The sequence below is a fragment of the Streptomyces sp. NPDC059247 genome (assembly GCF_042754005.1).
Taxonomy (GTDB): domain Bacteria; phylum Actinomycetota; class Actinomycetes; order Streptomycetales; family Streptomycetaceae; genus Streptomyces.
Genome location: NZ_JBHYZW010000005.1, coordinates 376,829 through 396,496, shown reverse-complemented (window position 1 = coordinate 396,496; position 19,668 = coordinate 376,829). Strand labels below are relative to the sequence as shown.

Here is a 19,668-nt window from a genome sequence, read left to right as displayed (position 1 = left end):
TCGTTCGGGAGCAGGCGGACCGCCCGCTGGAAGACTCCACCTCTCCTCCTACGCCACCCACTTGATCGTGTCACCACGCCATGCGGACCACTCGGCCCGCTCGATGAGAAGCCTTCCCTGTTACTTCCTGGGGGAAAATGCGGTGCCGCCCTGGCGTGGTGTGGGTGAGGATGGTGAGGTGTGTGTGATCAGGCGGTGGCGCGAGCGACCGTCTGACTAAGGGGTTTGGGCCGAGAGTGCGTTTGCGAAGGGGCATCGCCGTGCAACATGGGGGGACCATGCGGAAGGTCGTTCGGCGGGCTCGGGGGCCGATGCGGTGGCGGGTGACCGGCGAGGGACGCACCGCGGTCATGGCCGGTCCGGCGTGCCCCGTACCCGGTGACTTCGGAGCTCTGATGCCCGCCCGGGTCTGACAGGGCCCGATGACGTCGCCGCCGGGCCGGTTCGCCGGTTCCGGAAGGCACGGCTTCATCGAGCGTTTTCCCGAGACCGGTCGCCGCGCGGATCCGCGCGGCTCCGCGCCCGAGAGTCCTGTCTACCCTGACAGAGGATTGAGCCTTGCGAACTTTGTCGTTCAAGCTGTTGGGGCCGCTCACGGTCGAAGTGGACGGCGATCCCCTTCCACTCGGTGGCCCCCGGCAGCGCACCGTCCTCGCGACCTTGCTGCTGTTCGCGGGAGCACCCGTGCCCGTGGATGTCCTGATCGACACCGTCTGGGGTGGCAGGCGGCCGGTCACCGCCCGCAACCAGATCGCGGTGTGCATCAACGCGCTGCGCCGCATCTTCCGTGACGTAGCCGGTGACGAACGGCTCATCGTGACCGGCCACCGGAGCTACGCCCTCGTCTTAGGGAGGCACGGCGTCGACCTCGACGCGCTCGGCCGACTGGTCTCCCGGGCGCGGAAGTTCGTCGCCGACGAGGAGTACGGGGAGGGGGCGGAGTGCTTCCGGCAGGCCCTGGCCCTGTGGAACGGCACGGCCTTCGAGGGGCTGTCGGGCGGTGTGCTGGAGATCGAGCGGGCCCGGCTCACGGACCTCTGGCTCGATGTGAGCGAGGAGAACGCCGATCTCCTGCTTCGCCTGGGTCAGCACCGGTCGGTGGCATCCCAGATGGCGCCCCTGGTGGAGGAGTGGCCGCTCAGGGAGCAGGCACGACTCCACTTGATGACGGCCCTGCGCAGATCCGGTCGCAGAGCGAGCGCGCTGGAGATCTACCGCGCCGGACGAAAGGTCTTCATCGAGGAGATCGGCGCCGAGCCCGGCCCCGCGCTGCAGGAACTGCACCAGTCCATACTGGCCGAACTGGCCGCGGCCGAGCAGCCCCGGAGCGGCGCCCCCACGGCCCCGCCCACCCCGCCCGCCCCGCCCGCCCAACTTCCCGCGCCCGCGGCGGCCTTCACCGGTCGGGACGAGGAGATGGCGGCGCTCGACCGACTGCTCGACGCGGCCCGGGGTGACGTGCCCCTGGCCGTAGCGGCCATCTCCGGCACCAGCGGTGTGGGCAAGACGGCGCTGGCGGTCTTCTGGGGCAACCGGGTGGCCAGGCACTTCCCCGACGGACAGCTCTTCGTCGACATGCGCGGGCACGACGGGCACGAGTCCCCGGTCACGCCGATGCGGGCCCTCGACCGGTGCCTGCGGGCCCTGGGCGTACGCAGCGAGGACATCCCCGACGACCTGGACGGGCGTTCGGCGCTGTACCGCAGCGTGCTCGACGGGAAGAGAATGCTGGTGCTGCTGGACGACGTCCGGTCCGTGGCACAGGCCCTCCCGCTCATTCCGGGCGAGGGCCGGTCCTGTGTCGTGCTGACCGGCCGCGATTCCTTCGAGCTCCTCGCGGGCGACTACGCCGCGATGAAGCTCGCCCTGCAGCCGCTCGGTGCCGAACAGTCCGGCCGGATGCTGGCCGCGGTCGCGGGGCACGTCTACACCGAGGCCCCGCCCGAACAAGCCGTGAAACTGGTGGAGCTGTGCGGTGGGCTGCCGTTGGCGCTGCGCATCGTCGGGGCTTCGCTGATCGCCAGACCGTATGGCTCCGTCGAGAGGGTGGTCAGCAGGCTGGAGGACAGGCGCCGTCGGCTGGACGTGCTCAGCCCGCACGAGGGCGGGGTGCGCGGCGGCATGTGGAACAGCTACCGGGAACTCTCCTCGGAGACGGCACGGTTGTTCCGGCTGCTGGGTCTGCTGCCCATGGAGGACTTCGCGGTGTGGGCGGGCGCCGCTCTCCTGGACGTCTGTCCGGAGCACGCCGAGGACCTGCTGGAGCGGCTTGTCGAGGCGCAACTGCTGGATGTGAGACCGGGCGAACCCGGGACGCCGCCGCGCTTCGCCCTGCACAGCCTGCTGCGTCTGTTCGCCTGGGAACGCAGTGCGGCCGAGGAGGGGCCGGAGGACCGACGGGCCGCGCTGGGCAGGGCGTTCAGGGCGTGGCTCGTTCTGGCGGACCGGGCGCACGAGCAGCTGCGCGGCCGGGGACATGCCGCGGCCCTCCAGGAGGAGACGAGGTACCGCTCGCCCCGGTGGCTGCCGGTCCAGGAGCCCTGGTCCGATCCGATGGCGTGGCTGGAGTCCGAGCGACAGGCCGTGACGGACCTGATCGGGCACTGGCGGGAAGTGGGCCACGAGGGGCGGCCCTGGGAGCTGGTGGTGAGGCTGGTCCCGTTGTTCGAGACGCACAGCCACCTCGACGCGTGGCGTGGCGTCGCGGGCACCGCCTTGGCCGCCGCGCGGGCGAGCGGCGACAACGAGGGCGTGGGGGCGATGCTGAGTTCCCTCGGCACGGTGGAGATCTACCAGCGGAATTTTCCGCAGGCGCGGGCGCTTCTGCTGGAGGCGGTGTTCGTGCTGGAGTCGGGGGGCGACGCCCGTACGCAGGCCACCGTTCTGCGGAATCTCGCCCTGTGCGCCCGCTTCTCCGGCGATCTCGACGAGGCCGGGGTGCTGTGTCGGCAGGCGGTCGACTGTTTCAAGCAGGCTGAGGACGACACGGGGCGGTCCCATGCGCTCGGCCTGCTGGCACAGATCGAACTGGAGCGCGGAGAGAACCGGCTGGGGATCGCACTCATCAGGGAGGCCATCGCGGCGGGCGAGAGCAGCAGTTCGCCGCGCGTGGAGGCCCAGAACCTCTACCGGCTGGCGGAGGCACTGCTGGGCGAGGGCGAGGCGCAGGAGGCCGGTCAGCTCGGCCACGAGGTCGTCCTGCTGTCCCGGGCGGAGGCCGACCGGCTGGGGGAGGCCCATGGGCTGCGCGTGTGCGGGGAAGCGCAGTGGCGGCAGCGGCGACCGGGTGAGGCCGTCATGTCCTTGGAGCAGGCCCTGGAGGCGGCGACCGAGGTGGGGGACGCGTTCGTGCAGGCCCGTATCCGGCTGGACCTGGCCTGCGCGGCGGCGGTGCGGGGGGATCGGGGGGAGGCGCGGCTGAACGCCGAGTCGGCGCTCCTCCTGCTGCGGGGCCTGTCCGGTCCGCACTGGGAGGAGCGGGCCGAGCGGCTGTACCGCTTCCTCGCGTGGATGAAACCCGGCGTGCCCGTCGGGCCGGCCGAGCTGGTACGGCTGCTCGACCGACGCGTCCTGCCCGACGGTGCCGTGGAGTAGCGGCACGGCGCACCGGGCGGGGGGCGATGGGGGGAGGACGGTCACCTGGTCCAGGGCAGGTCGCCGACGCCGTGGTGGTCGTCGGCCACCACGGCGAGCCCCCAGGAGGCGGCCGTCGGGGCCGGGGAGGCCAGGCTGGTCGGGGCCCCGGGCGCGTGCGGGGTGATGTATCCCCAGCCCACCGCGAGAGCCGCGCCTGCGACAAGGAATCCGACGGTCAGTCCTACGGGCATCCGCACGTAACTCTCCTCAGGTATTCGCACAACTGACTCCGATACTAGGCGGAGTGCGATGTATCCGAGGTTCTGGAGTTGTTTCGGTGCCGCATCCGGCGAAAAAAGGAGCGAGAAGCGTCGGTCGTTACTCTGCCCGCAGATAGCCGTCTAGGACGTCTGCCGACTGATCCGCCTCGGGCGGCAGACGTCTCTGTCACCTGGGGGAGCCGTGCAGGACGACCTGACCGTGCTGGAGCAGAGACTTGAAAAGTGTCCGATAGAAGACGTTCCCATCGACGCTCTGAAGCTCGTCGATTCACCGCGAGTCGTCGGTGAGGTCGAGGTTCATATTCAGGCGCTCGCCGAATCGGGCGAGGAGTTCCCGCCGATCGTCGTGGACGCTGCCACGATGCGGGTGATAGACGGGGCGCACCGGGTGCGCGCCGCGGCCCTGCGCGGACTGCGGGAGATCCGCGCCCGTCTCTACGAGGCCGCCGGCGAGGAGGCCTTCGTCCTGGCCGTGCTGCTGAACTCGCGGCACGGGCTGCCCCTCACGGCCGCCGACCGCAGGGCGGCGGCGAAACGGATCATGACTGGCTCTCCCGGCTGGTCCGACCGGCGGATCGCCCGCCTCGCCGGTCTGTCCCCCACCACCGTCGCGGCTCTCCGGCGCCGTTCGACCGTCCGGAACGAACAGTTGGACACCCGGGTCGGCGCCGATGGCCGGGCCCGGCCCGTCAGTGGTGTCGAGGGGCGGCTCCAAGCGCGTGAACTGCTGATCGAAAGGCCGGACCTGTCTTTGCGGGAGGTCGCGCGGGCGGCGGGCATCTCGCCGTCGACCGCGGCCGACGTGAAGGCCCGGCTCAAGGCGGGCGACGATCCGCTGCCGCCCCGCCAGCGGAGCGCCGCGCCCCGCGGCACCTCCGACGTCCGCGCCGCCGCCCCCGCTTCCGCGGCACATCCGCCGCCGCACGAGCGGGCGGTGCTGCTGCAGCGGCTGCGCAACGACCCCTCGCTCCGGTCCAACGAGACCGGGCGCAGCCTGCTGCGCTGGCTCAGCCAGCATCCCGACCAGTCCGCCGACCCGGGCGGGATCGCCGAGCGCGTCCCCGCGCACTGCGCCTCGGTGGTGGCGGCGCTGATCCGGGCGAACCTCACCATGTGGTCCGAGTGCGCCGAGGTCCTTCAGCGGCGGGCGGATTCCGTCAGCGATTCCCCGGGTGCGCTGCGTGCGAGTTGAGTTCGCCGGACGTTGACTGCCCATCCGAACTGGCATACGTTCATGACGAATTCGAGAGCAGCGCAGAAAAAGCGCCGGAAGAAACGTCTGGAGGCGAAGTGAGTAACCAGCAGGAAAATGAATCGGAGTTCATTCCGGTGCTCACGGAAAGGGATGAGCGACTTCTTGACGAAGCGCTTTCCCAGGTGTTCTCCTACGTTTCGACGGACGGTCCTGTGTGGCGTACGGTGGCGCAACGCCAGCGTATTGTCAGGGACGAGCGGAAATCGCATCTCGTGGTCCGCCGTTCCGGCCGTACGGTAGGCGCGGTGAGCTGGTGGCCCGGTCAGACCCCCGGTTTCTTCCAGCTGAGCGTCTCCTCCGCCGACGACCGGGCCTGGACGGCCGGGCTGGTGGAGGAGGTCCTGCGGGAGGCGGTCGCCCTGCTGACCCGTTCGTCCGAGGTGAACCGTGTCGAACTGCTGGTGCCGACCTACAGCGACGTGCTGCTCGAATACCTCACGGAACACGATTTCTTCGAAGTCGAAGGTGTTCTAAGGAATCGTTTCTTCATCGATGGCGAGTACTGGCCGGCAGCGATCTGCTGTGCGAACCTCGCGGCGTTCCCCGCCTCGGACCGGAGGCACCCGGGCGACCGTGCGGAACTGCTCGCCGCGCTGCGGAAGAAGACGCTCAAGGACCTGACGACCGCCCACGACGGCACGTCGTGGAGTGCGTGAACCACGGTCCTCGCGTCACCCCTGAGCCCACCGCCGGTAACGGCGGTGTTCCCACCCGAGTCTCACCCGGAGAGGAGGAAAAACCATGGACCTCACCAACGTGATCGACCTGCAGGGCACCGAGATCGTCGCCGACGGCGTCGAGATGCCCGTCAGCACCAACAGCGACGGTTGCTGAATCGGTAGTGCGGGTCGGTTGCCCCGGATCTCGTCCTGGGCAGCCGGCCCGCCGGCCTCCTTTCCTCATTTCCATCGGTCAGCCAACCTGAGAGGGGACCACTGTGCCCACGTGGGATCTCGCCCCGGTCAGCCTGCGGAGCTGCGGTCTCGCCCTGCCGGACAGGGTGGTCACCAACGCCGAGCTCTGCGAGACGCTGGACACCACTCCGGAGTGGATCGAGGAGAAGACCGGAATCCGCGAGCGCCGTTTCCTCGGCGCCGACGAGACCGTGACCGACCTCGCCGTCCAGGCCGCGGAGCGGGCGGTGCGGAGCGCCGGCATCGAAGCGCGCGACGTCGACGTCCTCATCGTCACGAGCAGTTCCCCGGAATGGATCGTGCCGTCCCTGGGCGTCATCGTCGCGGAGCGGCTCGGCATCACGACACCCCGCATCCTGGACCTCGCCCAGCACGCCTGCGCCTCGGTCGTCTACGCCCTGCACACCGCCTCCTGCATGTTGCAGGAGCCGGGGATGCGCAACGCCCTGGTGGTGTGCGCGGAGGGCGCCTCCCGGCTCCCCGACCCGGACGACCGCACCGTACGCATCTTCTTCGGCGACGCGGCGGGCGCCACCGTGCTGTCCAGGACCGAAGGTCCGGGCGGTCTCCTCGCCTACGACCTGGGCAACGCCTACTCGCCCGCCGTCGCGCTGGCCGGACCGAGCATGTTGAACCACGCGCGGAACACACCCGGCCGGGCACCGGTGAACCCCTATCTGACGATGGACGGCCGCATGGTGTGGCAGGAGGCCACCACCCGCGTCCCCAAGTCCGTCGCCGAGACGCTGTCGGCCGCCGGCGTCGAGGCGTCCGAGGTCGACGGGTTCGCCTTCCACCAGGCCAACGTCCGCCTGCTGCGCTACATCGCCCGCACCATGGGCGTCGACGCCGCGAAGGTGCCCGTCACGGCCGACGTCCTCGGCAACACCGGTGCGGCATCGGCGTTGACCGCGCTGTGGCGCCTCGCCGCGGACGGCAAGGCCAAGACCGGCGACCTGATCGTCCTCGGAGCCATCGGAGCCGGATTCATGTGGGGCTCGATGTGCTTCCGGCTGCCGCACGACATCAGTACGGAGGAATGACCGTGGAAGAACTGCGCAAAGTGTTCATGGACCTGTTCGCGGACCGGTTCGGCGGCGAAGCACCGGGCGACGAGGACGTCGTCTTCGGCTCGGGCAACACCTACGGACTGGAATCGCTGGACACCATGCGGTTCGCCTCGGCCCTCCTGCAGACCTTCGGGGACAAGGTGTACGACCTCAAGATCGAGAACTTCACCACGCTGCGCGGCATCCACGAGCAGCTGCAGAACGGATAGCGGCCTCCCGTGAAAGGCCTGATGTGCCACATCCTGCCCGTCTCGGAGGAAGCCCTCGGGGACGTCGCGCAATGGCTGAGCGCGACCGAGTGCGAAGCCCTGCTGCGCGGCACGTCGAGCCGACTGGTCCGTGAGTCCCAGTACGCCTCGCTGGAGAACGACCACAACCGCGCGGCCCTGATCGCGGACAACCACGGCAAGGTCATCGGCCTGGCCCACTTCTGGCGACTGGGCGAGCGGGTCTACGAGCTCGGGGGCGCCGTCGGCGACGCGAAGCTGTGGCGCACCGGCATCGGTCTGGAGGCGGCGATGCTCCTGATCGACTACCTCTTCGACGTGCGCGACTGCCAGCGGGTCCAGCTCACGACGGGGGTCCACAACGAGGCCACCGTCAGACTGGGTCTTGCGGACGACATGTCCTTCGAAGCGGTGTGCCGCGACTACCTCCAGACACCCGAAGGCACCGTCCCGGCGCTCATGTCGTCGATCACCCGGGCCGAGTTCTACCGGCCCTATCCCCATTACCAGCCCCGCGTGGGGCGGCGCGCCGACCGGGAACGGCTGGCGGTGCTCCACAAGAACCTGGCCCGGCGCATCGACACGCGTGCGATCACGGATCGCCTGGGCGGAGAGCAGTGATGAGCGGAACCCACACGAAGACCTACCGGAACGTCCTGGTCATCGGCGGCACCGGCGGCCTGGGCCAGGCGGTGGCGGCCGAGTTCGCCCCCCACGCGAAAACGGTGCACCTGACCTACCACGGCCGTAGGGCCGCGGCGGAGGAGACGGCCGCGACGATCGCCGAACGAGGCGGGACGGCCGAGATCCACCAGCTCACCCTGCCCGACCCCGACCCCAGGGGGCCGACGATCCGCGCGCTGCTCGCTCGGGTCGCGCCGTGCGACGTCGTGGTGAACTGCGCCGTGACCGGTGACCCGGCCGTGGCGACCGTGTCCAACGCCCTCGCGTTCCGATCGGTCATCGACGCCAATGTCTTCGGGGCCTACCAGGTCAACGCGATCAGCGCGCAGGCCATGGCGGGCACCGGCGGCGGCAGCGTCGTGAACGTGTCCTCGGTCATCACCCGGCGCTACATCGTCGGCGCGGTCGGATACGCGGCGGGCAAGGCGGCCGTCGAGGCCATGACTCGCGGCTTCGCCCGCGAATGGGGCGCGGTGGGAGTGCGCTTCAACACCGTCTCGCCCGGTCCGATCCGGGACACGCAGCTGCTGAGCATGGTGCCCGCGCAGGTGATGGACGGCATGACGGCATCGGGCTCCGAGGATCCCGCGGTGCCGGCGCAGAAGGTGGCCTCGGTGATCCGGCTCGTCACCGGTGCCGGGTTCGAGGCCGTGAACGGTGAAGTGGTCGTGGTCGACGGAGGTTTCTCGCTGTGAGCAGGACCGGCGCATACATCTTCCCCTCCCAGGTGCACGTGGACGACGAGATTCGGCGGCGCGGTCTGTCGAAGCGGATGGACGTCCTCCTGGACCTGGCGAGCGACACCCTGGCGATGGACTTCAGGGCCATCCTGAAGAACGGCACCGAGGAGGAGGCCAACGACCCCCGCTTCCGGCGCCCGCTGATCAACATCATGGGCATCGCCGGCTGGCAGCAGGACCTGCGCGTCCGGGACGTCCAGCCGGTCGTGGTGGCCGGGATGAGCCTGGGCTACCTCACGGCCGCCGCCGCCGTCGGCTGGGTCTCGCTGGAGGACATGGTGCGCATGTCGCACACGATGGCGACCATCGAGACCGAGGTCTTCGCCGGGACCGACTACGTCAGCGTCTTCTTCTACAACTGCGACTCCGACAAGGTCTTCGACGAACTGCGCGCCCAAGGACTGGACCCGCTGCTCCACCTGGCCGCCACGGTGTCGAGCAACCAGTTCCTGGGCGCCTGCCGGCTGTCGGACCTGGAAGCCATGAAGCCCGCGCTGATGAAGGCCGGGGCCCTCTACCGGCCGATCCCCCACAGCTTCCCCGGGCACTGCGGCCTGATGGAGACCGTGCGTCGCCGCTACGCCGAGGAATGGGAGTTCCACGCCCCTCACGGCAACACCTCACTGCCCCTGATCAGCATCAACGACGGCCGCCCGCACACCAGCGGTGAGATCGTCCGACAGCACATGATCGACCAGTTCACCACCGTCCTCGACTGGCGCGGGATCATCCGCTATCTGGAGGACCTCCGGCTGGACACCTATGTCGTCCTGGAGCCTTCGGCCTTCGTGGTCAAGTCGATGGCCCTCGACCCGGAGTGCGGCCTCGCTCCCGTCACGGGCGGCATCACCGGTGACCTCTGACCGGGCCCTCGTCGTCCCCGGACTGCTCCCGCTGGCCGAGGACGAGCTGGCGACGATCCTCCGGGTGCCGGACGAGCACCTCCGGCGCGCCGCGCGGATCTGCCGCTTCGACCCGGCCGAGGTCGACCCGGCGAAGGGCAGCGACGGACTCTCCTCCACGGTGCACGAGGCACTGCTGGCCGTCGCGCTCATCAGGCGGCTGGCCGAGGAACCCACCGGATGGAAGGCGTTCGGCGGTCTCAGCGCCGGTTGTCTGACGGCCCTGCTCTTCGCCGGTGCGATCAGCGAGGAGACCTGCTTCACCCTGATCCGGGAGACCAACACCCGGCAGATCGAGGCCAACGCGGCCCGCCGCAGCGGCACTTTCCTCGCCGTCCTGCCCTCGTCGGAGGGGGACGCCTACCGGCTCGTCGACGCGCTGCGCGCCCACGACCCGCAGCCCTGGCTCTCCGTCGACCTGGGAGCCGGTGTGATCGCCATCAGCATCACCGGCACCGACACCGAGGCGATCAGGCGGGTCCTGACCAGGCTCGGCGTCTCCGTTCTCGATGTGCTCGAACGGGCCGAGCACTGCCCGTACGCGGCCCCCGGCCGGGCGGCCTTCGCGGAGCTGCTGGCCGGGGTGGAGTTCCTGCCGACGACCGCGGCCGTCATCTCCCCGTCCACCGGCGAACGCGTGGACGACACCCCCGAGGCGTACCGGGAGATGGTGACGGAGCAGTGGTTCGACACGGCGAACCTGCCGCTGCTGATCGACGGCCTGCGTTCCGTCCCCGGGGTCACCGCCGTGGATCTGGTCGGCCCCGCCAGATCGTTCGTGGTGACCCGTGTGCGCGACCTGGTGGCCGGCCGCGTCGGCCACCGGCACCTGGCCGCCCCGAACCCCGTGGACAGAAACGGAAGGAACATTCATGCGGACTCTCGCTGACACCCCCGTGGTGAACGCCTGGAACGAGTGGGACCCACTGCGCGAGATGGTCGTGGGCACCGCGGTGGGCGCCGCCTTCGAACCGACCGAGCCCGGCAACCGTCCGCAGGTCCGCGGCGGGACCGGAGCGCCCTTCCCGACCGGACCCAAGTCGGCCGAGGCGGTGGCACGCGCCGAGGAGGAGCTCGAAGGACTGGCCGCTCTCCTGCGGAGCCAGGGGGTGAAGGTCCGCCGCCCGGCCGTGCACGACTACTCCCGGCCGGTACGGACCCCCCATTTCGAGGTCGCCAACCAGTACTGCGCGGTCTGCCCGCGTGACGTGATGATCACGATCGGGAACGAGATCGTCGAGGCCACCATGTCCCGCCGGGCCCGCTACTTCGAGTACGAGCCGTACCGCGAGCTCGTGTACGAGTACTGGGAGGCCGACCCCAGGGTGTCGTGGACCGTCGCCCCCAAGCCGACCATGGCCGACAGCATGTACCGGCAGGACTTCTGGGAGTGGCCGGTCGAGGAACGGCACGCCCGGATGCACGCCTCGGAGTTCTGCATCACCCAGGACGAGATCGTCTTCGACGCCGCCGACATGAGCCGACTGGGGCGGGACATCCTGGTCCAGGAGTCCATGACCACCAACCGCGCCGGGATCCGCTGGCTGAAGCGGACCCTGGAACCCAAGGGCTTCCGGGTCCACCCCGTCCACTTCCCCCTGGACTACTTCCCCTCCCACATCGACTGCACCTTCGTCCCGCTGCGGCCCGGCCTGATCCTCACCAACCCGGACCGGCCCCTGCGCCACGACGAGCTGCCGATGTTCACCGAGAACGGCTGGAAGCTGATCGAGGCGCCCGAGCCCGTGCTGTCCAACGACGAGATGCCCGACTACTGCCAGTCGTCCAAGTGGCTCTCCATGAACGTGCTGAGCCTCTCCCCGGACAAGGTCATCTGCGAGGAGCAGGAGAAGCCCCTGCAGGACCTGCTCAGCGACCAGGGCTTCGAGGTCCTCACACTCCCCTTCCGCAACGTCTTCGAGTACGGCGGGTCCCTGCACTGCGCCACCTGGGACATCCACCGGGACGGAACCAGGGAGGACTACTTCCCCTCCGTCCCGTACCGGCCGCTGGGCTGAGGAGGGCGGCGGCAAGGGGCCAGGACGCGAGACGAGAGCGAAGAGGAACGATGCCGAACCACCTTCCCGAGGAACCGGTGACCGGAGTGCACCAGCTGGTCGCACGGCGCGGCCGGGGACCGCGGGCCGACGAGACCGCCCTGGTCCACGGCACCCGCGAGGTCAGCTACCGCCTGCTCGACGCGATGACGGGGCACGTGGCCGCCGCGGTGCGCCGCGCCGGTGTGCGGCGGGGCGACTTCGTCGGTGTGCGCATGGCCCGGGGTCCCGGGACCGTGGCGGCGATGCTGGGCATCATGCGGGCGGGCGCGGCCTACGTTCCGATCGATCCGGCCGATCCCGCGGGGCGGGTCCGGCAGGTGGTGGAGACGGCCGGCATCACCCTGCTCGTCACCGACGGCACACCCCCGCCGTCCGGACTGCCGGTCGACGTCCTCGTCCTCGACGACGCCTACGGGCCGGTCCCGGACACCGACGGGCAGCTCCCGGACACCGACGGGGCCGCCGAGACGCCCCGGGAGGACGGGGACGACGCCGAGGCCGCCGCGTACGCCGTCTTCACCTCCGGCTCGACCGGTGTGCCCAAGGGCGCCGTGATGACCCACGCGGCCCTGCTCAACCTCCTGCACTGGCACCACCGCGCCCGGCCGGACAGCTGCGGCCGACGCACCGCCCAACTGTGCTCCCTGAGCTTCGACTTCGCCTTCCACGAGATCTTCTCCACCCTCTGCTTCGGCGGCACGCTCGTCGTCGCCGACGACGAGGTGCGGCGCAACCCGTACGCACTCGTCGACTTCCTCCGCGAGGAGCGCGTCGAGCGCCTCTTCCTGCCGGTCACGCTCCTGGAACACCTGGCGCGGGCGGCGGCGGAGCAAACGGACTGGCCGCATCTGCGCGAGGTCGTCACGACCGGCGAACAACTGCGGATCGGCCCCCACATCCGGGGATTCTTCTCCCGCACGGGCGCGCGCCTGCACAACCACTACGGCGCGACCGAGTTCCAGGACGCCACCTCCCACACCCTGGACGGCGATCCCCGAGACTGGCCCGCGATCGCCCCGATCGGGCGGCCCATCGACGGAGTGCAGGTCCACATCCTCGACCAGGACCTCCGGAAGGTGCCCGACGGCGCGGAGGGAGAACTCTGCGTCGCCGGGGCGGGGGTCTCGCCGGGCTATCTCGGCCGACCGGAGCTCAACGCCCTGAAGTTCGTGGGCGATCCGTACGGCGGCGGCAGGCTCTACCGGACCGGTGACCTCGGCCGTCGCCTGCCGGACGGCACCGTCGAGCACCTCGGCCGGATCGACACCCAGCTCAAGGTCCACGGCGTACGCGTCGAGGCGGGTGAGATCGAGACGCTGCTCCTCGGGCATCCCGGCGTCGAGGCGGTGGTGGTCGTCGCCCACGAGATCGACGGCCACCGCCGTCTCGTCGCCCACGTGGTACCCGGCTCGTCGCTCGAACCCGCCACCGCGGCCCGTGAGCTGCACGGCTTCCTGGTCCCCGAACTGCCCCCGCTCATGCTCCCGGAGGCGTACGTCCTGCTGCCGGAGCTGCCCCTCACCACGAGCGGCAAGACCGACAGGGCCCTGCTGCGCCCGCCGGCCGTCTTCGAACGGCTGACGGCCGGGGCCGCCGTCAAGGCCCGTACCGGGACCGAGCGGCTCCTCGTCGACGTGTGGCGCACCGTGCTGCGGCTCGACGACGTGTCCGTCGGCGACCGGTTCTTCGACCTCGGCGGTACGTCCCTGATGCTCGTCGAGGTGCGGGCGGCCCTCGTGCGCGCCCTGGGCCGGGACGTGTCGATGACGGACCTGCTGAGCCACCCGACGATCAGCGCCTTCGCGGCCCACCTCGACCGGAACGGCGACGACGCACCGGGCCCGGTGACGCCCCCCGCCACCCGGCGCGGCCGTCCGCACGGCGGCACCGGAGACATCGCGATCATCGGGATGTCCGGACGCTTCCCCGGCGCCCCCGACATCGAGACCTTCTGGAACAACCTCCTCCGGGGCGTGGAGTCCGTGGGCGGGCCGCCCACGGCGGGCGAAGGACAGCGCGACCCGGACATCGCCGGGCACCCCGCCTTCGTGGCGGCCGGTGCGGTCCTGCCGGACATCGAGCGGTTCGACGCGTCCTTCTTCGGCATCGGGGCCCGGGAGGCCGAACTCCTCGACCCGCAGCAGCGGCTGTTCCTGGAGTGCGCCTGGGAGTCGCTGGAGGATGCCGGGCACGCCCCGGGCGACACCCGGGACGGACAGGTCGGGGTCTTCGCCGGTGGCGGCATGAGCACGTACCTGCTCAACAACCTGCTGCCGCACTTCGGTTACGGGCGTTCCAAGGCGCTGACCGAGTCGGACATGGAGCAGTTCCAGCTCCAACTGGGCAACGACGGCGGATACCTCGCCACCAGGGTGTCGTACGCACTGGACCTGCGCGGCCCGAGCCTGGGGGTGCAGACGGCGTGCTCGACATCGCTGGTCGCCGTCCACCTGGCCTGCCGGAGCCTCCTGGAGGGGGAGAGCGACCTCGCCCTCGCCGGAGGTGTGCACATCGTCGTGCCGCAGGGTGCCGGACACCTCCACGAAGAGGGCATGATCCTGTCCCCCGACGGCCGTACGAGGACCTTCGACGCCGGTGCCGCGGGGACCCTGTTCGGCGACGGCTGCGGGGTCGTCGTCCTGAAGCGGCTCGACGAGGCGGTCGAGGACAACGACCGGATCATCGCCGTCGTCAAGGGCTCCGCCGTCAACAACGACGGCGCCGCGAAGGCCGGTTTCACCGCCCCGAGCCCGGCGCGACAGGCCGATGTCGTCCGTGAGGCACTGGCCGTCGCCGGGGTCGCCCCCCGGGACGTCGGCTACGTCGAAGCGCACGGCACCGGCACGGCCCTGGGCGACCCGATCGAACTGGCCGCCCTCACCGAGGTGTTCGGGACCGGGCCCGAGGCGGGCGACCGTGTCATCGGCTCGGTGAAGACCAACATAGGACACCTGGACGAGGCGGCCGGAATCGCCGGGCTCATCAAGGCGGCACTCTGCGTCGAGCGCGGCACGCTCGTACCCAGCCTGCACTTCTCCGCTCCCAACCCGGAGATCGACTTCGGCCGTTCCTCCTTCCGCGTCGGCACCCGCACCGCGCCGTGGACCACCGGCGGACGTCCGCGTACCGCTGGAGTCACCTCGCTCGGCGTGGGCGGGACCAACGCCCACGTGGTGCTCCAGGAAGCTCCCCGACGGGCGGCGCCCACCCCCCAGCCGGCCACCGGGACCTCCGAGCCCCGGGTCCTCGCGCTCAGCGCCCGCGACGGACGGGCCCTGGACGAGCTGATCCGTCGCTACGCCGACGTCCTCGGCACGATCGAGGATCCGGCCCGCTTCGCCGATGCCTGCTTCACGGCCGGTACCGGCCGACGGCACTTCCCGTACCGGCGCGCGGTGGTCGCCGCGAGCGCGCGGGAGGCCCGGGAGGAACTCCTGGCGGCGCGGCACGACACGACGGCCGGAGGCGGGCCCGCCCTGCCCGGCGGAGTGGCGTTCCTCTTCGCCGGGCAGGGCTCGCAGTACGCGGGCATGGGCCGGGAGCTGTACCGGCGGCAGCCCGTGTTCCGGGATGCCGTGGACCGGTGTGCCGAACTGCTCGGTGACCGTTCGGACACGCCGCTGCTGTCCGTGCTCTTCCCGGAGCCGGGCGAGCCGTCCCCCATCGACGAGACCAGCCAGGCCCAGCCCGCGCTGTTCGCCTTCGAGTACGCCCTGGCGAAGCTCTGGGAGTCGTGGGGCGTGCGCCCCGACGTCATGGTCGGACACAGCCTCGGTGAGTACGTCGCGGCCTGCCTCGCCGGGGTGTTCTCCCTGGAGGACGCGCTGACGCTGGTGTGCACCCGCAGCCGCCTCATGCGGGACCGCACCGAACCGGGGACGATGGTCACGGTGGCCGCCGACGAGGCGACCGTCCGCCCGCTGCTCCGCCCGGACACCTCCGTGGCCGCCGCCAACAGCCCCACCTCCACGGTGATCTCGGGCCGCACCGGCGAGATCGAGAAGATCTGCGCGCGGCTGACCGCCATGGGCGTCCGGCACCGGAGGCTGGAGATCTCCGTCGCCTGCCACTCGCCCCTGATGCGACCGGTCCTGGCCGAGTTCGAGGCCGTCGCCCGGACCGTCACCTACCACCCGCCCCGCACACCGGTCGTCTCCTCGGTGACGGGCAAGGACATCGGAGCCGAACTCGCCGACTGGCGCTACTGGGTCGAGCAGACGGTCCTGCCCGTCCGGTTCCACGACGCGGCCACGTCCCTGCGCGGGCTCGGTGTCCGCACCCTGCTGGAGATCGCCCCCCGCCCGACCCTGCCGCAACTCGTCGAGGAGCTCTTCGACGAACCGGGTACGGCGCTCGTCTCCAGCATCTGGCCGGACCGGCCGTGGAGCCGCCTCCTGGACGCGGTCGGCCGGGTGTACGAGAACGGCGTCGACCTCGACTGGCACGCGGTCACCGGGGGACCGGACCGGCACCGCGTCCCGCTCCCCACCTATCCGTGGCAGCGGGAACGCCACTGGATCGACGCCCCCGGCACCGGGGCGCCGGTCGCCGACCCGCACACGGCCCCCCTCCTGGGCCGCCGCCTCGACCTCGCGGACGCCGAAGGGGGCGTGCGCTTCGACGCGGTCGCCGGGGTGGAGACCCTGCCGTGGCTGAGCGACCACCGGGTCTTCGGCTCCCTGGTCCTCCCCGGCGTCGCCTACCTGGAGATGGCGTTCGCCGCGGCCCGCGAGGTCCTCGGACCGGTGCCCGCGGAGCTGCGGGACTTCCACATCCACCACGCCATGGCCTTCCCCGACGGGGACGCCCCGCGCCAGACCCAGATCGCCCTCACCCCGGAGGAGGACGGCAGCCACGCCTTCGAGGTCCACTCCCGTCCCCTGGCCACCGGCGACCGGACCCGGCGCCCCGGAGGCTGGACCCTGCACGCCTCCGGCAACCTCGCCGCCGCCGCGGGCGACGCCCCGCCGTACACCCCCGCACGGCTGGAGACGGAGCGGAAGGCGCTGGAGGGCCACGAGCTGCGGCCGGACGAGATCTACCAGCGTGAGCGCGAACGGCAGATCGACCTGGGGCCGCTGTTCCAGGTCACCGAACGGCTCTGGCAGCACGGCCCGAACGCCTTGTCGAAGGTGCGCCTCGGTCCCGAGCTGCGCGCCGGTGCTTCCCTCCACCGGGCCCACCCGGTGCTCATCGAGGCGTGTTTCCTCGCGCTGACGGTGACCTACCCGGAGAAACTGGGCCGACGGACGTACGTGCCCCTGGGCGCCGACCGGGTGCGCGTCGAGAGCGCCTCCGCGGGGACCGAGGCGTGGTGCCACGCCCGGCTGCGCCCCACCCACGAGGAGGACCCGGAGGTCCTGCGCGCCGACATCGACCTGGTCGCGCCCGACGGCACCCTCGTCATGGCCCTGGAAGGCGTCCTGCTCAAGCGGGCCGCGCGGGAGACGATGATCCCGGCACGGCGCGAGACCTGGCGGGAGTGGCTCTACACGACGCGGTGGAACCCGGTCGCGCCGCCGCAGCCGTCCGCCGTGCCCGAGCAGCGGTGGCTGGTGACCGGCGACATCGGGCTGGGCCGGGAGGTCGCCGCCTTCGCCCGGACCCACGGGGTCGGCTGTGACGTCCTCGACGGCTGGGCGGAGGACGCGGACCTCGGTCCGTACGACCTGGTCGCCGTCTGCCGAGGTGACCGGGACGGCACCGGCGACGCGGGCGCCGATGCCGTGGCGGACGGCGGCCGTATGCTGCGGCTCACCCAACGGCTCGCCGTGCTCGACGTGGCCGCGCCCCGTCTGTGCCTGGTGACCGCCGGTGCCCAGGCCGTGGCCGGCCGCCCCGTCACCCGCCCCGCCGACGCGGCGCTGTGGGGCCTCGGACGGGTCACCGCGGCGGAACTCCCCGAGCTCCGCATCACCCAGATCGACCTCGACCCCCGCACCGACCTCCGCAGCCGCGCCGCCCTGCTGTACGCCGAGCTCGCCCTGCTGAGCGTCACGACGGAGCAGCCCGAGCGGCACCGGGTCGGTTACGACGGCCACCGCAGGCACCTGGAGGTCCTCCTCCGGGGGGAACAGGCCGGTCCGCCGGGGACCGGGCCGTGGGCCGGTGCGGGGCCGCGGCCCGACGCCACCTACCTGGTCACCGGTGGGCTCGGCGGGCTCGGTCTGGAGGCGGCGCGGATGCTGTGCGACGCCGGAGCGCGCCACCTCGTGCTGCTCGGCCGTACCCCGCCGGAGGAGGCCGCGCGCGAGCGGATCGAGCGACTGCGCGCCGATGGCGCCACGGTGGTGATGTACGCCGTGGACGTCGCGGACCGCGAGGCGCTGGCGGACGTACTCGGCCGGATCGACGCCGACCCGGCCCTTCCCGCGCTCGCCGGGGTGCTGCACCTGGCCGGTGTCCTGGACGACGGGGTGCTGCTGCTGCAGTCGCCCGAACGCCTGGCGGGGGTCATGGCCCCCAAGGCGCGGGGGGCGTGGAACCTGCACCTGCTGACGGACGGCCGGCCGCTGGACTTCTTCGTCATGTTCTCCTCCGCCTCGTCGCTGCTCGGCACCCCGGGCCAGGCTCCGTACGCGGCGGCCAACGCGTTCCTCGACGGGCTGGCGTCCCACCGGCGCGGCCTGGGACTGCCCGGACTCGCCATTCAGTGGGGTTCATGGGGCGAGACGGGCATGAGCGCACGGGCGGGGCTCAACACCGTCCTCGTGGGCAAGGGCGAACACGTCATTCCGACGGCCGACGGTCTGGCCGTCCTGGAGCGTCTGCTGTCCACGGAGGGCCCCGATCCCGTCGTCGCCGTACTGCCGGCCGACTGGACCCGGTTCGAGGACCGCGACGACCCCGCTCTGCGCGGCCTCCTGGCCGACATGCCGGGAGGCAGACGCGCCGAGGCCCGTCAGGAGGGCGTACGGGCCGCGCTCGACGGGGCAGGGCCGGAAGCCCGCCGGGAGCTGCTGGCCGACCACGTACGGGAACTGGTGCGGCGGGTGCTCGGGGAGGGCGCCCGGGGCGGCGGCGCCCTGACGGACGACCAGGACCTCTTCGCCCACGGTCTCGATTCGCTCCGGGCCATCGAGCTGAGAAGCCATCTGCAGCGCGGTCTGGAGTGCAAGGTGCCGCCCTCGATGATTTTCGACCATCCGACCGTCACCGCCCTGTCTGAACGACTGTTCGACATGATGGGCAGTGGGGGAGGAGCGCGGTGACGAAGCTGCTGTGCCTCCATCATGCGGGCGGCAACGCCTCCGTGTTCCGCCCCTGGGCCCAGTACGCCCCGGCCGGACTCGAAGTGGTGCCGGTGGGCATTCCGGTCCGGCCGGATTCGGGACGCAGGACCCATCGCACCACCGACGGCCTTGTACCGGCGCTCGCCGCCGCACTCGAACCGCACATGGACGACGACTACGTGCTGTTCGGAAAGAGCATGGGCGGCCTCCTCGCCTATCTGCTCACCCGGCATGTGCGACGGCACGGCGGGCGGCTCCCCAAAGCCCTGGCGGTCGCCGCGTTCGGAGCGCCGCACCTGTCGTGGGGCACCTTCACGGCGGAGGACGACGAGGACGCGCTGCTCGCCCGGCTGCGGGCCATCGGAGGCATCCCCGACTGGCTGGTCGCCCATCCCGCCTGGGTCCGGCCCTTCCTGGGCCTGCTGCAGGACGACACGCGCCTGTGCGCCACGTACGAGCACCGGCCGCAGGAACGCCCGCTGTCCGTGCCCGTCAGGATCTTCGCCGGTGACGGCGACCCGCTGGTGCCGAGGGAGGCGTTCGAAGGCTGGAGAGAACTCGGCGACGACGTGGAAGTGTCTTTTCTTCCGGGCGGGCATTACCTGGTGTCGCAAGATTTTGGCCTGCTTCGGCAGGCGGTTTTCAGCCTTGCTCTGCATGATCCATCTCCGGCATGTAAAGTTTCGGCCGTCAACTGACAGGATGCGCAACGCGGTTGAACTCGGCT

Annotated in this window: 13 protein-coding genes; 12 read left to right on the top strand and 1 reads right to left on the bottom strand. The window is 71.2% G+C overall.

The window, feature by feature from the left end; translation table 11 throughout:
- Positions 1-558 precede the first annotated feature (558 nt).
- Positions 559-3,594 (top strand): BTAD domain-containing putative transcriptional regulator, encoded by a 3,036-nt coding sequence (locus ACFXGN_RS13565; RefSeq protein ID WP_384857690.1) that lies wholly within the window; start codon positions 559-561, stop codon positions 3,592-3,594.
- 41 nt (positions 3,595-3,635) lie between these two features.
- Here the strand turns inward: ACFXGN_RS13565 and ACFXGN_RS13560 are convergent, their stop codons facing one another.
- Complete coding sequence (locus tag ACFXGN_RS13560; protein ID WP_384857687.1) at positions 3,636-3,833, bottom strand: hypothetical protein; 198 nt, start codon at positions 3,831-3,833, stop codon at positions 3,636-3,638.
- Positions 3,834-4,038: 205 nt separating this feature from the next.
- On the opposite strand from ACFXGN_RS13560, the gene ACFXGN_RS13555 reads away from it, so the two are divergent.
- The 11 genes from ACFXGN_RS13555 (at position 4,039) to ACFXGN_RS13505 (ending at position 19,639) form a co-directional block, all read left to right on the top strand.
- Positions 4,039-5,049 (top strand): ParB N-terminal domain-containing protein, encoded by a 1,011-nt coding sequence (locus ACFXGN_RS13555; protein ID WP_384857684.1) that lies wholly within the window; start codon positions 4,039-4,041, stop codon positions 5,047-5,049.
- A 98-nt stretch (positions 5,050-5,147) separates the two neighbouring features.
- Positions 5,148-5,768 (top strand): hypothetical protein, encoded by a 621-nt coding sequence (locus tag ACFXGN_RS13550; protein ID WP_384857681.1) that lies wholly within the window; start codon positions 5,148-5,150, stop codon positions 5,766-5,768.
- Between the two features lie 281 nt (positions 5,769-6,049).
- The gene (locus ACFXGN_RS13545; protein WP_384857679.1) at positions 6,050-7,069 is read left to right on the top strand and encodes a 3-oxoacyl-ACP synthase III family protein; all 1,020 of its coding nucleotides are present in this window, start codon (positions 6,050-6,052) and stop codon (positions 7,067-7,069) included.
- Positions 7,066-7,305 carry a hypothetical protein gene (locus ACFXGN_RS13540; RefSeq protein ID WP_384857676.1) on the top strand — a complete coding sequence of 80 codons (240 nt, stop codon included), beginning with the start codon at positions 7,066-7,068 and terminating at the stop codon, positions 7,303-7,305. The genes ACFXGN_RS13545 and ACFXGN_RS13540 overlap by 4 nt, the downstream gene beginning before the upstream one ends.
- A 9-nt stretch (positions 7,306-7,314) precedes the next feature.
- Positions 7,315-7,944 carry a GNAT family N-acetyltransferase gene (locus ACFXGN_RS13535; protein ID WP_384857673.1) on the top strand — a complete coding sequence of 210 codons (630 nt, stop codon included), beginning with the start codon at positions 7,315-7,317 and terminating at the stop codon, positions 7,942-7,944.
- Positions 7,944-8,702: an SDR family NAD(P)-dependent oxidoreductase gene (locus ACFXGN_RS13530; RefSeq protein WP_384857670.1), complete on the top strand. Its 759-nt coding sequence runs from the start codon at positions 7,944-7,946 to the stop codon at positions 8,700-8,702. Before ACFXGN_RS13535 ends, ACFXGN_RS13530 begins: the two co-directional genes overlap by 1 nt.
- Entirely contained in the window at positions 8,699-9,610 is a 912-nt protein-coding gene (locus tag ACFXGN_RS13525) for an ACP S-malonyltransferase (RefSeq protein WP_384857668.1), read from the top strand. The genes ACFXGN_RS13530 and ACFXGN_RS13525 overlap by 4 nt, the downstream gene beginning before the upstream one ends.
- A complete protein-coding gene (locus ACFXGN_RS13520) occupies positions 9,600-10,538 on the top strand; it encodes a hypothetical protein (RefSeq protein WP_384857666.1) in 939 nt (312 codons plus the stop codon). The genes ACFXGN_RS13525 and ACFXGN_RS13520 overlap by 11 nt, the downstream gene beginning before the upstream one ends.
- The gene (locus ACFXGN_RS13515; RefSeq protein ID WP_384857663.1) at positions 10,522-11,667 is read left to right on the top strand and encodes a glycine amidinotransferase; all 1,146 of its coding nucleotides are present in this window, start codon (positions 10,522-10,524) and stop codon (positions 11,665-11,667) included. Before ACFXGN_RS13520 ends, ACFXGN_RS13515 begins: the two co-directional genes overlap by 17 nt.
- Positions 11,668-11,717: 50 nt before the next feature.
- Positions 11,718-18,920, top strand: a complete 7,203-nt coding sequence (locus ACFXGN_RS13510) for an amino acid adenylation domain-containing protein (protein ID WP_384857660.1) — start codon at positions 11,718-11,720, stop codon at positions 18,918-18,920.
- Complete coding sequence (locus tag ACFXGN_RS13505; protein WP_384857657.1) at positions 18,917-19,639, top strand: thioesterase II family protein; 723 nt, start codon at positions 18,917-18,919, stop codon at positions 19,637-19,639. Before ACFXGN_RS13510 ends, ACFXGN_RS13505 begins: the two co-directional genes overlap by 4 nt.
- Positions 19,640-19,668 lie beyond the last annotated feature (29 nt).

Coding starts and splice junctions, on each gene's coding strand:
- ACFXGN_RS13510 (WP_384857660.1), top strand. CDS start 11,718: ATGCCGAACCACCTTCCCGAGGAACCGGTGACCGGAGTGCACCAGCTG.
- ACFXGN_RS13540 (WP_384857676.1), top strand. CDS start 7,066: ATGACCGTGGAAGAACTGCGCAAAGTGTTCATGGACCTGTTCGCGGAC.
- ACFXGN_RS13515 (WP_384857663.1), top strand. CDS start 10,522: ATGCGGACTCTCGCTGACACCCCCGTGGTGAACGCCTGGAACGAGTGG.
- ACFXGN_RS13530 (WP_384857670.1), top strand. CDS start 7,944: ATGAGCGGAACCCACACGAAGACCTACCGGAACGTCCTGGTCATCGGC.